Annotated in this window: 11 protein-coding genes; 6 read left to right on the plus strand and 5 right to left on the minus strand. The window is 42.7% G+C overall.

Annotation, left to right across the window (positions count from 1 at the left end; all coding sequences use genetic code 11):
* Nucleotides 1-570: 570 nt before the first annotated feature.
* Nucleotides 571-1401: a hypothetical protein gene (locus tag FAM09_RS28980; protein WP_136580668.1), complete on the plus strand. Its 831-nt coding sequence runs from the start codon at nucleotides 571-573 to the stop codon at nucleotides 1399-1401.
* Between the two features lie 8 nt (nucleotides 1402-1409).
* On the opposite strand, the gene FAM09_RS28985 is transcribed toward FAM09_RS28980, so the two are convergent.
* From FAM09_RS28985 to FAM09_RS29005, 5 genes are all read right to left on the minus strand, one after another.
* The gene (locus FAM09_RS28985) at nucleotides 1410-2324 is read right to left on the minus strand and encodes a DUF4249 family protein (RefSeq protein ID WP_136580669.1); all 915 of its coding nucleotides are present in this window, start codon (nucleotides 2322-2324) and stop codon (nucleotides 1410-1412) included.
* Between the two features lie 3 nt (nucleotides 2325-2327).
* Entirely contained in the window at nucleotides 2328-4910 is a 2583-nt protein-coding gene (locus tag FAM09_RS28990) for a TonB-dependent receptor (RefSeq protein WP_136580670.1), read from the minus strand.
* Nucleotides 4911-4962: 52 nt separating this feature from the next.
* Nucleotides 4963-5928: a FecR family protein gene (locus FAM09_RS28995; RefSeq protein ID WP_136580671.1), complete on the minus strand. Its 966-nt coding sequence runs from the start codon at nucleotides 5926-5928 to the stop codon at nucleotides 4963-4965.
* A gap of 71 nt (nucleotides 5929-5999) precedes the next feature.
* Nucleotides 6000-6419, minus strand: coding sequence for a hypothetical protein (locus FAM09_RS29000; protein WP_136580672.1), 420 nt, complete (start codon nucleotides 6417-6419; stop codon nucleotides 6000-6002).
* Between the two features lie 91 nt (nucleotides 6420-6510).
* On the minus strand, nucleotides 6511-7056 hold the full coding sequence (locus FAM09_RS29005; protein WP_136580673.1) for an RNA polymerase sigma-70 factor: 546 nt from the start codon (nucleotides 7054-7056) through the stop codon (nucleotides 6511-6513).
* Nucleotides 7057-7653: 597 nt separating this feature from the next.
* On the opposite strand from FAM09_RS29005, the gene FAM09_RS29015 reads away from it, so the two are divergent.
* From FAM09_RS29015 to lon, 5 genes are all read left to right on the plus strand, one after another.
* Nucleotides 7654-8742: a hypothetical protein gene (locus FAM09_RS29015; RefSeq protein ID WP_136580674.1), complete on the plus strand. Its 1089-nt coding sequence runs from the start codon at nucleotides 7654-7656 to the stop codon at nucleotides 8740-8742.
* Nucleotides 8743-9046: 304 nt separating this feature from the next.
* Entirely contained in the window at nucleotides 9047-9274 is a 228-nt protein-coding gene (locus FAM09_RS29025; RefSeq protein ID WP_136580675.1) for a hypothetical protein, read from the plus strand.
* A 125-nt stretch (nucleotides 9275-9399) separates the two neighbouring features.
* On the plus strand, nucleotides 9400-11223 hold the full coding sequence (locus tag FAM09_RS29030) for an ABC transporter ATP-binding protein (RefSeq protein WP_136580676.1): 1824 nt from the start codon (nucleotides 9400-9402) through the stop codon (nucleotides 11221-11223).
* 136 nt (nucleotides 11224-11359) lie between these two features.
* Entirely contained in the window at nucleotides 11360-11788 is a 429-nt protein-coding gene (locus FAM09_RS29035) for a DUF3276 family protein (protein WP_136580677.1), read from the plus strand.
* A 555-nt stretch (nucleotides 11789-12343) separates the two neighbouring features.
* Complete coding sequence (gene lon / locus FAM09_RS29040) at nucleotides 12344-14746, plus strand: endopeptidase La (RefSeq protein WP_136580678.1); 2403 nt, start codon at nucleotides 12344-12346, stop codon at nucleotides 14744-14746.
* Nucleotides 14747-14852 lie beyond the last annotated feature (106 nt).

The raw sequence follows: 14852 nt of genomic DNA on the forward strand, positions 1-14852 counted from the left end.
AAAGGGGGGTTAAATTCATATGCTATAAACAATTTTATGAATCTGTAACTTATTTACAATTTCTGGTGTTTTTTAAACACTTAATTCTCCGGATCCGCACTTATTGCCCGAAATAGCCCACTTTTTTTAATAAGTACTTCCGGCCTGCAGAAACTGGTTGACGCACCGGAATGGGATGATGAGCTATAGCTGTGTTTGGGCAATGAAGTGATTAAATAATGGCTAAAAAAACTATTTTCAGACGCTGGAGACCATTGTCGAAATTTGCTAAAACCCTTGCCTGGCAAGGGTTTTACAATTTATACGAGCCTTTGCGATCATAAAATAAGCAAAAACATGCTTTTGATGGGGGCGGCCGGCAATGTAATTTTACATCAGAAACAAGGAGATAACCAAAGAGAAGAATAGAAGTAAAGAAAAAAGTGATGGTTATCGGGGTTTCAAAATAAATAGATTTATCTTTTTTTTCATATGGCAAGCAATCGTTAGAGGTCGACTGTTTCTACAGAGGACCTTTTTTCTTTTTACCCCCTGTCTCCCAAAGTGCTTAAATAGCTATCTTGGAGCCCTATGAAAACAACAAGTACAATAAAGCAATTAATTACCCTTTGCCTGTTGACAGCATGCTTTGCCTGCGCCTCAAAACAACCGCAAGAACCGGAAGTTGTCGGCGCCAACCAGGTATCCAAAGAAAGTATTCCGCAAAAAGCGACCGCAAAAAGTGACACTATAGATGTTAAGGCCGACGAAGCTAAGGGGTATGAAATCTCAACTTACGACTATCCACAATATGCTGACATTGATCAGCATAAAGAAAAATTGAAACAACTTTCTGATAACCGTGTTTTTCTGGCTATACATTCCAAATTAATACCTACGCTGAATGAAAGGCACCAGAAATATTTCAGGAGCAACAGCACATATGAACTATTATCCTTTGCCAAAGGAGACCTGTTTCAAAATGCAAAGGATGATCATGCCTTTATCGCCTATGATAAGGCACGCCAGCGCATTTTGATTTTAGTGTATAATGATCTTACGAATAAGTATTACGAATTATACAGGGACCTGAAAATTAAAGACCGGCTGAAATCGGCTGAATGTAATTACGGCGCCGACCTGGATTATGGATTAGGCGAGGAGATAAATTATCTGATGGAGTACCTTATAAAGAAACCTGAAAGTTATCTCGAATCTTCACCCTGTAAGATAGCCGACCTCGCGAAAGACGAAACTTTCGTGATAGCTGATGGCTGTTTGTTGAAGCAGGTCGCTAAAACCAGTTTAAAAAACTCACTTTGTATTAGCACCAGTAGTGTGTACAATAATTGGAAATGCCTGAAATACGATGCGTTAAAAAATGAATTTTATATCTATTATGCGCAAGCGTATGCAGATTAGGTGCTGACCTAAGGCAGCGAATCGGTAGTTACCGAATATATCGTAAAAAGTCCATACCCATTGGTTACATTACCAATATCTATAGCCGGGATATATGAATAGGGGATACCCAGTTCAAAATCCTGGCTACTTATATGCTTGAAGTATTTATAAAAATCCTTGCTGATCGTATATTTTTTTAAGTACGGTTTATATACGCCCGTACTGTCTTTAATAGTTTCCAATGCCTTGGGCCAGGCGCTGATCGTGATCTTCTTTAATGAGCCATTGAATGACTGATCATTGAACAGAATGCCTTTTGCATTAATGCAAATATTTATACTTGAAGGCAAAACTTCTGCATTAGGTCGATCGATGACGGGGTCGGTAGAATATACGCAGAAAAGGCGGGGATAAAAATGATCGCTTGGATACAAAGCGGCGATGTAATAATTGTTTACTCCGGCCGGGTCTTGAATACTGAATGTCACATCATCCAGAAATTCTCCATAATCGGTAATCCGGGATTTCACTTTATGTTCAATAGCAACTGTAGGTACCGGTTCCGGTGCGGTGGCCACGGCTTCTGCTGCAGGGTAGCCATGAGCGCCTGCAAGAATGGTATACGTTTTACCATATTCTGCTTTGGCCGAGCGGGAAACATATTTTTTTTGCTGCGCATTGAACAGGAGACTGTCTTTAAATACACCGTTCTCATTCAACGTTACCCACGCATTCTTCAGGGGCAGCAGGGAATCTGGTATAGCAGGATCGGTTGGCCGGGAAATAGTAACTGTAAATGGTTCGCCAACTGCTACATAACCATGTAACACCAGTTGTGGTTTGCGCAACAGTGAAATGTTAATGTCTTTCCTGCAAGAGAACAGGAATATTAAAAAGATTATAAATCTCGTTATGCTATAATATTTTAATTGCCTTTCCATACACTAAAATTTAAACTGGTAGCTTATTGAAGGTATAATTGGAAAAAGGGAAATGGCTTTTACAGTAACCTGGTTGTTGTTGTTTCTAATAATTTCATCGAAATAAAAAGTATTGAACTGGTTGTATGCATTGTAAATGCTGATGAGCCATGTTCTGGTATAATGTTTCTTATGCTTTATGAATTTAATCGACACATCTAACCGGTGGTAGCTAGGCAAACGGGCATCGTTGCGACCGGAATATACATCCACCCATTCGTTGGTAAAAGGATCCAGATAACTGTCTACTGGTAAAGTAACGGGCCGGCCCGATGAAAACAACCAGTTGGCGCCTGCTTCAAACCGTGGTGATTGCTTCCATATAGCGGCCATTTTTATTTCATGCCGGCGATCGAATAAAAACGGGAAAGGCTTGCCATGGTTAATGGCTTCAAACTGCCGGGTGCTCTTGCTGAGGGTATAGCTGACAATACCAGTGAGCTTCCCTTTTGTTTTTTGCAGCGAACATTCTATGCCGTAAGTCTTACCTTTTCCGGTGATCACTTTATCTTCCCAGTTATCATATGCATTGAAAAAAACGGTCTGGTCGATGTAGTCAATAACATTATTGAGCCTTTTGTAATAAGTTTCCATTGACAGGGCAATCGATTGGCTGCAATTGTATGAAATACCTGCGCTTACCTGCCGTGCTGTTTGCGGAGGTACCCTGCTGGTAACTGGCAGCCAAAGGTCTGTAGGCAGGCCGAGGCTGCTGTTGGATATTAAATGTATGAACTGGTTCATTTCGCTGTACGAGGCAGAAAAGGTCCATTTCGTATGCGGTTGATACAGCCAGTTAAATCGTGGTTGCAAAGCCGTAAATAATTTGTTGCGTGTATCAAAAAGGCTTAAACGTAAACCAATATTGGTTTTCATATTGAGCAGTAACCGGATGTCATCTTCTACATAAGCATCGTATTCCCGGGAGGCGGTGGCTGCATGATCAATGTGTTCATCAAATTCAACCTGGTCAGTTTCCTTGTAAAACTTATTGTTTGAAGGATGATATTGGTGGAAGGTTACCGAGCCGCCGGCTTTTATAAAATGGTTAGGGGAGGGGAGATAATCAATATTGGCCCGTATGCCCCAGTCGCGGATGGAGGAAAAATAGTTATGACTTTCCTGGTAATAAAATGGCGGGTTATCTGTTCGTTCTTCTCCCCAGGTTCCTGTTTTGAACTTATACCGGCTGTAGGTAGCTGTAATATTGGAGAATGTTTTTTTATTCAGTATATGGTTCCAGCGTAGCATGCCGGTAATATTTCCCCATGAAAAACCTTCAATGTGGCTGTATTCAGACCTGCTTGTATCATTTTGATATACATAATTTTCTTTGCCCGTAAGTTTATCCTGTCCCATGTAACAACTCAGGTAAATATGGTCATTTGGCCCGGCCTTAAAATTGGCTTTGGCGTTTACATCGGTAAAAAATGGCGTTAGCCTTATGGTGCCGTCTTCTTCCCTTGATTGAAGCAGGCGTAAGATCAGATCAGCATAGGTTCTGCGGGCGGAAACCATAAAGGAGGATTTCCCTTTTTGTATTGGCCCTTCCAGGGTGAATTTGGAAAAAATGATCCCGATACCGCCTTCTCCATGATACTGGTATTTATCGCCCTCTTTCATATGTACATCCACCACAGACGACAAACGGCCACCGTAGCTGGAAGGAAACCCACTTTTGAGCACTTCTACATTATTGACCGCATCTGCATTGAAAATGCTGAACAATCCAAAGGCATGGGCTGTGTTGTACACAGGGACCCCATCGAGCAGGATCAGGTTTTGATCGGGGCTGCCGCCTCGTACATACAAGCCGCTGGAGCCTTCATTCCCTGCCTGAATACCCGGCAGCAATTGAATGGTTTTTAACACATCTGATTCGCTCAGAATTGCAGGTACTGATTTTATAAAACGCGGTGAAATATTCAGTGTGCCGGAGATGGATTGGCCCGGGGTATTTTTTTTTGCGGTTGCCTGTACAATCACCAGTTCATTCATTATAGAAGGCAACTCCATTTCAACGTTCAGCAAAATGTCTGATGTTAATATGATGGGTTGAACCCAGGGTGTATAACCGGTATATGATACCAGTAAACTCACCGTATCCTGTTCAAGGGTTATTGAAAAAAAGCCATAGGTATTACTGGTAGTGCCCAGGCCTGCAGCGGGTATTGAAATAGAGGCGCCAATTAGCCGTTCGCCGTTCTTTTTGTCGGTAACATAACCGCTGATGGTATGTTTAGGTTTGGCAATTATGGTGGCTATCAAAACGATCTTGTCTGGCTGTTCCAGGTATTTTATGGGTTGCTTTTTACAAATGGCAATAAGCACGTCTTCCACTGTTTTTTCACGGCCGGTCAATTGTACGGGCTTCGTCAATTCCACTACCGACGAGCTATAGCTGATCAATACGCCGGGCTGGCGGTTAAGAGCGGTTAATAATTCTCCGGTGGTTCCACTCTTTTGTTGGAGTGAAACCTGTATTTTGAGCATGGATTGCCCATAACAGGCAGTATTAAATACGAGTAACAGAATGAATAGCCGCATGTTGCTATTTTTTATAGTGATGCGGTAAAAGGCTCCCGGTTGTGCAGCCGCTTTAACGCACACTAATTTTGTAATGCTGGTTATCTGTTTTTTTAATCTGGTAAGATGTAATAAGCGATAGGTCTCTTAGTACTGTCGTCAAGGGCTGGTTGTTGAATGTTACGGTTACCGTGGTATTGGCTATTTGTGCTGAATCCTGCTTGGCCAATTCAATATGCACATTGTAATAGTTACTCAGGGCAGCCGCTACCTGTTGCAGTGGTGTATTTTTAAACACCAGTTGTTTCGAATGCCAGGCATTGAAATTCTCATCAGTATTTACCTGTTTCTGTAAACGGTCCTGGATAAATACCGCTCTTTCACCTGCGCCTACATATACTTTGTTGCTCGTATCGCGTAAGGCATTGAACCGTACCAAACCTGTTTTTACGATCAGTTGCACGGAGTCACTGCCTGAAATAACCGAAAAACTGGTTCCTACCACTGTTACGCTGGTAACATCGGCCGTAATAATAAACGGTTGGGTTGTATTATGCATTACATCAAAAAATGCTTCCCCGGTCAGGATCACCTCACGTTTATTTTTACTGAAATGCGCCGGGTATTGCAGCGTGGCCCCTTTGCGCAGGGATACCTGGCTACCATCTTCCAGTTGTATGGTTTTAACGGCAACATCTGCTACTATGGTTTGCATACTATTTTCAGGACCGGTCATCCACCAAATAAGCAATACAATTACCAGGCAGGCGGCAATGGCTGCTATTCGGCCCAATGTGAACACCCGCGTTAGGCCCCTGGCCGGTGGCTGCAGTTGCAATGCCACCGATTGAAGCGCGCCTTCGGTATCAAATTCGATTTCTTCCGGTTCACCTGTTTCAAGCCATAGCTTTTGCAGTAACCGGTAATCGTTTTGATTGTCCTCACTGGCGTTGCGCCATTGCTGTATTGCCGCGGCTTCAGCTTCGGTTACATGACCGCTGAAATGTTTGGCCAGCAGATTATATATGTCTTCACTCATACCTGAAAATTTGGTAGCCGGTGATTATAACCATGAAGACGACCCAACCTGAACCTTGTACCAGCTATTGCTTACCGCATAAAAATTCCAATTTCAACATCTCTTCCGTTGTTATCTGTTTCTTCTTTGTACAAGACCAGCGTAGTAGTGGTCAGTTTCCTGATGGTATAACGCTCACCATCAACTTTTATAATAGAATCGGTTACCCATTCATAATCATATACTTCTTCATCTACACCCGTTGCCACGGTTTGGTAAGAATACACCTGGTTATCATTTTTAAAGACGACCGAATCGCCCGGTTCACCCGGTGTTTCTTCATGCGCCTTTAAAACATTCACCGGCTGGTAAAATTCGTCAATGGTTTTTTCAAGTTGCCATTTTCCCAGCAATAAGGCCTTGTTTGTGTTTGGTTGTAATGAATCTTCCCGCTCGCATGCCACCATCATAATCAATGATACACAAATTGTAATAGTCTGTAATTTTTTCATAATTGTACCTTTTAAGTTTTTAAATAACCGACTGTTATTGATGAAGAGACGCAGCGGATTTTTAAAACCCCTATCCGGTACAGAAATTTTTTTAAGTTCCGTATATCAGGTACAATAAAACGATATACGGTATGTTGTTCTGCCTTGCATAATCCCGCAAAATGCGCAGGGCCTTGCCCATCTGGTTCTCAACGGTTTTAACCGACAATCCCAATTCACTGGCAATTTGCTGGTAGGTTAAGCCGCCAAACCGGCTAAGTTTGAATATGACCAGGCATTGCGGTGGCAATAAGGCCAGCGCTTTATTAACAAGTTTTTTTATTTCGTCTTTATCTTCCTGCGAGGTGTCGGGTACTGCAGCCAGTTGCAGCTCATCGGGGTCTGTGGTAACCTGGCCGGCCTGTTTGCGTAATAATGAAATACAGCCATTTTTGGTAGCGGTAAGTAAATAAAATCTTACCTGGCTGGTATTAATTACTTCGGGTTGATTTTTCCATAATTTGATAAATACATCCTGCACTACATCCTCCGCATTCTGCCGGTTCTTTAAAATGGAATAAGCATAATTGGCCAATGCATTGTAATGTGCCCTGAAGAGGGCTTCAAATGTTGCATATGCGTGGCTGTTGGTTGGCATCCAGGTCAGTTAATCGGCTACAAAGTATAGTAAATTACAGTAACTAAAAAAAAGCTGCCCATTCTGGTTTATAAGCTTGCGGTCACACGTTCTGGCCTAAAAATTTATCAAATTTTTTGAATGAACCCATTTTTAATGCGATCAGGCAACCAAACGACTTTTTAGCCAATTGGCTGCCTGATTAAAATGAACGTGATTTGGTTGTGTGTTAAGGCTTATCTTTTCCCTCCACTAAAAATTTACGTAGGTTCTCCAGCAAGGCATCGGAAGTACTGGAGTTGGTAAAAAGCGCGTACCCCATTTTCAGGTCTTTATTTACTTCAAACTTGCATTTGAAATCGCCGTTATTACCCCCATGGCCAAATGTTTTACCAAAGGGCGTTTCCCTTATTGTAAATGCAATATATAATGAGCGGTTGTATAAACGGCATGCCAGCGATCTGGTAGAAATTGGAGTCCCGGCGTTGATTTTTATCTACACACTTATTGCCTTAATTAACACACTTATTGCCAAAATTGCACATTTATCAAATTGTTTTATAAATGCATGTCGGGTTATTTACATTCGTCCCTATTAAACAAACCAACACTACTAATATGAGATTATTTACGCGCTTATCAATAGCCGCTTTCTCTGTAATTACTTTTCAAACTGTACAGGCGCAATGGGGTATGAGTAACGGTTGTGCTTATACATCCTATACAGCCGGTATAGGCAACTCTTCTCCTAAAAACAAGTTAGACGTTTTTACTTCTGCCCATGTATTTACGACCAGGCTTTGGTCCTATAAGCCGTTTTCCGGCCTTACCCTGCAAAATAACAGTTCAAGATCGTTGGGCATGCATTTCGGATCGGATGGAGCCAGTGGTATGGGCACAAATTCCCTGCGGTTCGGATTGTATGATGTGAGTAATCCTGCTCTTGGTCCAGACGATGGATGGTTATCAAATCCATTAATATTCGATATGGATGCACCTAATAGTTCTATAGTGCTGGATGAATCGGGTTTTGTGGGTTTTGGTACTTTTCTCCCCCAGGCAAGGTTAAGCCTTGGCGCAAATGGAGCCGGTAAAAAAATTCTTGTTTATGATAATGGCGCAGGAAGTGTGCAGGCAGGTTTTGGTGTAGATATGGCTCCTGGTACTACCGGTCGTGAATTATCTGTGTTTACCAGTACCAGCGATAATACAAATGGATGCATTTCCTTTGGCAAACGCCTTGAAAGTAACGGTACTTATACAGAACTTATGAAGATCCTGGGAAATGGTAGTGTTGGTATTGGGACCAGTGATCCCAAAACTTACAAGCTGGCGGTGAATGGATCTGCTATTTTTACTTTGGTAAAAGTAAAAGCAGCAGCTACTCCCTGGCCTGATTATGTATTTCATAGTACATATAGTTTGCGACCATTGAGCGAATTGGAACAATATATCAAAAAAAATCATCACCTGCCCGAAGTTCCTTCTGCTACGGAAGTGGAGAAAAACGGTTTGGATCTGGGCGATAACCAGGCTGTTCTTTTAAAAAAAATTGAGGAACTGACCTTGTATGCCATCGAGCAGGATAAAAGACTGGAAGAACAAAACAAAAAGCAGGAGGCGCAAAATGAAAAGCTGGCGCTTTTGGAAAAAAAGCTGAATGAATTGCTGGCTGAAAATGATAAACTGAAGACTAGTTCGAAATAATTTTTGCACAAAACAGCCAGTGCTGAATAAATTGTAAAAAGGCCTATAGAACATTGTTCAGTGGGCCTTTTTATTTGGTTGAAATGGCATCGTTACATTTTCAATTTCCCTTCAATGGAATCATCCATTGTTTTACCGGTTGCTGCCCCGGCAATCATTTTTAAAAATGCGATGGCTTTGCCATGTTTGGTATCCCAAAAAAACCTTATAAAATCGTTCAACAAATATGCCGCGTGAATGGCCCGGCTATTTGTGGAGGATTTCAGCCAGATGGCCAGGTATAAATTTTGAACGTAGCATATACATGCAAAAAAATAAAACCCAAAAGGCAGACCTGAATGATCAGGTCCATAGCGAGTTTGAAACCAGTATTGGAAATAATTTCGATGTTGTACGCGAAGAAGGGGAGAAAAGAGACAAGAAAAAGGATGAAGCAGGGCCGCTCAATCAGTTGCCGGATGAAGATGCTGTTAAAAATGAAGAAGTTGCAGGGGAACACCTGCCAAAGATGGATGCTGATGAAAAAAGTTGACAGGTTAACAAGTTAATAGGTTGACAAGTTAACAAATAATTAGTGGGCTGAGCCTGAGGATTACCTTGTGTACCTGTGAGCCTGTTAACTTTTCTAACTTAACTTCGCCACTCAAATTCCTGCGGTTGAAACATCTAAAAGCGCTTAATCAGTATTTCTGGAAATACCGGTACCGGTTGTGTTTAGGTATTCTCTTTATCATTATTTCCAACTACTTCGCCGTACTGGCCCCCCAGGTCACCGGCTATGTGTTCGATGTGGTGCAACGGGCTTTTGGCATTGAACCTAAGAAGTCGGCCGTTCAATACGACTGGCTGGTGAACCAGTTCATTCATTTTGCCGAACAAAACAGGACCATTTCCGTGATCGCTCTTTGCGGTATCACCATCCTGGTGCTGGCACTCATCCGCGGCATTTTTATGTTCCTTATGCGGCAGACAATCATTGTCATGAGCCGCCATATTGAGTACGATCAAAAGAACGCCATCTTTAAACAATACCTTACCCTCGATACCAATTTTTATAAAACCCACAGTACCGGCGACCTCATGAACCGCATGGCTGAAGACGTAAGCCGGGTAAGAATGTTCACCGGTCCGGCCATTATGTATTTTATTAACCTGGTGTCGTTGATCTCACTGTCGGTTTATTATATGGTAAAGAAAGATGCGCTGCTCACCCTGTACGTGTTAGCGCCATTACCCATTTTGGCCGTAACTATATATGTAGTAAATACTATTATTAATAAAAAGAGTGAACGGATCCAGGCATTATTAAGTGATCTTACTACCAATGCCCAGGAATCGTATTCCGGTATCAGGGTAATCAAGTCGTTTGTGCAGGAAAAGGCCATGTTCGAATTCTTTGATAAGAACAGCGAGGAATATAAGACCAACGCCATTGCGCTGGCCAAAACGGAAGCGCTGTATTTTCCTTCCATGACCTTGCTCATTGGTCTTAGTACCTTGCTTACCATCATGATAGGCGGCATTTACGCCATTTACGGCGAGCATAAAATTGGTATGAGCACCATTGCCGAGTTTGTGATGTATATTAATATGCTCACCTTCCCGGTTGGCGCTATCGGGTGGACGGCCAGCATGATACAACGTGCGGCCGCTTCGCAAAAGCGCATTAACGAATTCCTGCATACCGATCCGGTTATTGTTAATCCGCCCAACCCCATTAAGCCTGCTTTGCAGGGCAGCATTGTTTTTGATAATGTTGATTTTGTTTACCCCAATACCGGAATTCAGGCGTTGACGCATTTCAACCTGCATATTAAGAAAGGGCAGAAGATTGCCATCATCGGTCATACCGGCAGTGGTAAAACCACCATTGCGCAATTGTTATTACGCATGTACGATCCTTCGGTGGGTAATATCAGCATCGATGGCACCGACCTGCGTCAAATGGACCTGCAGGAACTGCGCCGCCAGATCAGCTATGTGCCGCAAGACGTTTTCCTGTTCAGCGATACCATTAATAATAACATCCTGTTTAGCCCGGGCGGGAATACCAATTCAGAAACTGTAACCAGGGCGGCCCGTTATGCCAGTGTGGAAAGAGAAATAGAAGGTTTTCACGACAGATACGACACCATGGTAGGGGAGCGGGGTGTTACGCTTAGCGGCGGACAAAAGCAACGTATTTCCATTGCCCGCGCGCTGGCCAAAGACCCGCAGATCGTGGTGTTCGACGATTGCCTGAGCGCCGTTGACGCCCGCACCGAAAAGGAGATCCTCGGTAACTTAAGTATATATCTTCAACATAAAACCGCGATCATAATTACCCATCGCATATTCACCCTTTTTGATTTTGACACCATTGTTGTGCTCGATGAAGGCAAGATTGTTGAGACCGGAACACATAACGAATTATTATCATTGAATGGTTATTATGCGTATTTATACGAACAACAGCTTCAGCAGGAGCGGGAAGAAAGCTAAATCGAGTCACAAATGGGGATAATTAAGGGAAATTACTTCGTAAAATGCTAATGAAATTTTGTTGATTCTAAAACAATATTATATTTGTAACGCTTTTTTTTGTGAAAATTTGATAATTGTTAACTGCAAAACTTAAATGACTGTGGCGTACGAAAACAACGACAAACGTATGGAAAGCGTTTATAGCAAACGCATAAGAGCTGGGAAAAGAAGAACCTACTTCTTTGATGTGAGGGCTACCCGTGGAAATGACTACTACATTACCATTACGGAAAGCCGCAAAAAATTCAACGAAAACGGGTACGACAGGCACAAGATCTTCTTGTACAAGGAAGATTTCAACAAATTCTTAAAGGCATTGACTGAAGCGGTAGATTATGTTAAGACTGAATTGATGCCCAATTTTGATTTTGACGCCTATAACCACGATCAAGTTGCAGAAAACGATATCGATGATATTGCCGCTGAAGCTGTTGCTCCAACCCCGGCTTTACAGGTAAACACCGCTTCGAGCAATGGTGCTGGTTCAGCCGCTGATGCTGGTGAAGAAGTTGATAAATGGTAATTCATATAAAGCTATTATGATCTAGCAAGCTCCCGAAAGGAGCTTTTTTTTATTTTAAGGCAGTGAAGGTTTATGGGTGAAGCATCTCTTAAGTATGGTTCATTTTTGAATTAGTCACCGGTTTCCGGTTCCCGGGCTCTTAGAGCATATGCTGTTTGCCCATAATCAACCTGTAATTAATTTGAACCCCGGTAACTGGTACCTGGTAACCGGTAACTGAAGTAACTGGCAACTACAACCGTAATTATTATACCTATAACTAACTTCACTTTTCTTGTCATAAACCCCATATCCATTGTATTAAACCAGGTTGTCGTGATTTCCTGTCAAAATAAGCACCAATCGGGTTGATTCTTATGCCTTTATTGCACTGGCATTAAACTTGACATATATGGCAATTGCCTTCAATTCATGGTATTTTAAGCAAGAGTATGTTATTTTGTCACAGATAAACTTAGAAAGATTCGTTCCATGAACAAATTTTCATTATGCCCCTGGCAATGAAAATTCATTCATGGTAAGAGCCATCTGGCCTAAAAAAATTAATAATCACAGATGAAAGAAGCGAAAATATTATTCACGCCAGAAGATGAAATGGACTTTATTCCTATTATCCCTCTCAATGAGAATGAAGGAGATAACAGCGCCGATATAGTCATTCCGTCGGAATTGGCCTTGTTGCCATTGCGGAATACTGTATTGTTCCCTGGTGTAGTTCTGCCTATAACCGTGGGGCGCGATAAAAGCATAAAAGCCGTAAATGACGCCTATAAAGCTGACAAACTGGTTGGCGTTATAGCGCAAAAAGACAGTAATGTAGAAGATCCTGCCATTACCGACCTGGAAGATATTGGAACCGTTGCCAAGATCATTAAAATGATCAAAATGCCTGATGGCGGCACCACCGTTATCATTCAGGGTAAACGCCGGTTCAAGGTCTCTGCGATCACCACCGAAGAGCCTTATTTCAAAGCCCGGGTAGAATTGCTGGAAGAAGATGAAGCTCCCAAGAACGAAGATTTTAATGCCTATGTAGCGAATATCAAGGAACTGGCCGGGCAAATCATTCAGCTTTCGCCCAATATTCCTTCCGAAGCTTCCATCATTTTACGCAATATTGAAAACCCGTCCTTTCTTATTCATTTCATATCCAGCAATTTAAATACTGACCTGGTAGAAAAGCAGAAGCTGCTGGAATTGAATAATATCGAAACCCGGGCCGATCTGTTAATGAAACTGCTGCAACGCGAATTGCAGTTTGCCGAGCTAAAGAATAAGGTTACTACCAAAACCAAGACCGAGCTCGATAAACAACAGCGCGAGTATTTTCTGCAACAGCAAATGAAGAGTATCAAGGAAGAGCTGGGCGGCGATACCAACGAGCGCGAAATAAAGGAAATGCAGAAGAGGGCGGAAGCCAAGAAATGGCCCGAATCTGCCAAAGAAATGTTTAAAAAGGGGATTGAAAAGCTGGAGCGTATGCACCCCAGCACGCCCGATTACTCTGTGGTGTACAATCACCTCGACCTCATGCTCGACCTGCCCTGGCAGGAATGTACAGAGGACCAGTACGATCTGAAGAAAGCGAAAAAGGTGCTCGACCATGACCATTACGGTATGGAAAAAGTAAAAGAACGCCTGCTCGAATACCTGGCCGTACTGAAGTTGAAGGGTGATATGAAAAGCCCCATTCTTTGCTTTGTAGGCCCTCCGGGTATTGGTAAAACCTCTCTGGGCCGCAGCATTGCAACGGCTATTCAACGTAAATACGGCCGTGTGAGCCTGGGCGGTTTGCACGATGAAAGTGAAATTCGCGGTCACCGTAAAACCTATATCGGTGCCATGCCCGGCCGTATCGTTCAAATGATCCGCAAACTCAAATCATCGAACCCCGTCCTCATTCTCGATGAAATTGATAAAGTAGGGAACGATTTCCGGGGCGACCCGTCCTCAGCCCTGCTCGAAGTGCTTGACCCAGAGCAAAACAACTCCTTTTACGATAATTACCTCGAACTGGAATATGACCTTAGCAAGGTATTGTTCATTGCTACGGCGAATGATATCAATAACATTCAACCTGCATTGCGCGACCGGCTCGAGATCATTAACCTGAGCGGGTATGCGGTGGAAGAAAAAGTGCAGATCGCGAAAAGGCACCTGGTGCCCAAGCAAAAAGAAGCGCATGGGTTGAAGAAGTTAGATTTTAAAATAGGCGATACCGTATTGCAAAAGATCATTCAGGATTATACCCGGGAAAGTGGCGTACGTGAGCTGGACCGTTACCTGGCTTCCATCATGCGGTATGAAGCAAAAGAATATGCAATAAAAGAGCAGGTAAAAAGCACGTTAACCGAACGCGATATAGAGAAGATCCTGGGCAAGCCAAAATATAACAACGAAATATATAAGGTAGCCAACATTCCCGGTGTGTCTATAGGATTGGCCTGGACGTATGTAGGCGGTGATATTCTGTTTATGGAAACCAGCCTGAGCGATGGCAAAGGCGATCTGAAACTGACCGGTAACCTGGGCAATGTGATGAAGGAAAGCGCTACTACCGCGTTAACTTACCTGCAATCCAATGCTAAAAAGGTAGGCATTGATAATAGTTTGTTTGAGAAGAAAAGTATTCATGTGCACGTGCCCGAAGGCGCGGTACCGAAAGATGGTCCCAGTGCAGGTATCACTATCATGACCTCCATTGCATCGGCGTTAACCGGTAAACGGGTAAAACCATATCTGGCTATGACGGGTGAGATCACCCTGCGCGGTCAGGTGTTGCCGGTAGGGGGTATTAAAGAGAAAGTTTTGGCAGCCCGCCGCGCCGGTTTAAAAGAAATTGTTCTTTGCTGGCAGAATGAACGCGACATTAAAGAAATTGATACCGCATTTATCAAGGGCTTAACCTTTCACTATGTAAAGACCATGCAGCAGGTGTTGGAAATTGCGTTGGGCTAAGCTAAACGCTTAACGCAAAATGCAATTGCCAGAAGCCCTGCGTCCTTTAATAGGATTTTAATGTATTCTTTTCTGAACATCATTGAACAAATAGATATTGAACCCT

The organism is Niastella caeni (assembly GCF_004834005.1).
Taxonomy (GTDB): Bacteria; Bacteroidota; Bacteroidia; order Chitinophagales; family Chitinophagaceae; genus Niastella; species Niastella caeni.

What these genes read in the sequence shown, in the direction of transcription:
- FAM09_RS29000 (WP_136580672.1), bottom strand. Translation starts at nt 6,419, where the DNA reads ATGAAAAAATTACAGACTATTACAATTTGTGTATCATTGATTATGATG.
- FAM09_RS28985 (WP_136580669.1), bottom strand. Translation starts at nt 2,324, where the DNA reads ATGGAAAGGCAATTAAAATATTATAGCATAACGAGATTTATAATCTTT.
- FAM09_RS28990 (WP_136580670.1), bottom strand. Translation starts at nt 4,910, where the DNA reads ATGCGGCTATTCATTCTGTTACTCGTATTTAATACTGCCTGTTATGGG.
- lon (WP_136580678.1), top strand. Translation starts at nt 12,344, where the DNA reads ATGAAAGAAGCGAAAATATTATTCACGCCAGAAGATGAAATGGACTTT.
- FAM09_RS28980 (WP_136580668.1), top strand. Translation starts at nt 571, where the DNA reads ATGAAAACAACAAGTACAATAAAGCAATTAATTACCCTTTGCCTGTTG.
- FAM09_RS29015 (WP_136580674.1), top strand. Translation starts at nt 7,654, where the DNA reads ATGAGATTATTTACGCGCTTATCAATAGCCGCTTTCTCTGTAATTACT.
- FAM09_RS29025 (WP_136580675.1), top strand. Translation starts at nt 9,047, where the DNA reads ATGCAAAAAAATAAAACCCAAAAGGCAGACCTGAATGATCAGGTCCAT.
- FAM09_RS29035 (WP_136580677.1), top strand. Translation starts at nt 11,360, where the DNA reads ATGACTGTGGCGTACGAAAACAACGACAAACGTATGGAAAGCGTTTAT.
- FAM09_RS29005 (WP_136580673.1), bottom strand. Translation starts at nt 7,056, where the DNA reads ATGCCAACCAACAGCCACGCATATGCAACATTTGAAGCCCTCTTCAGG.
- FAM09_RS28995 (WP_136580671.1), bottom strand. Translation starts at nt 5,928, where the DNA reads ATGAGTGAAGACATATATAATCTGCTGGCCAAACATTTCAGCGGTCAT.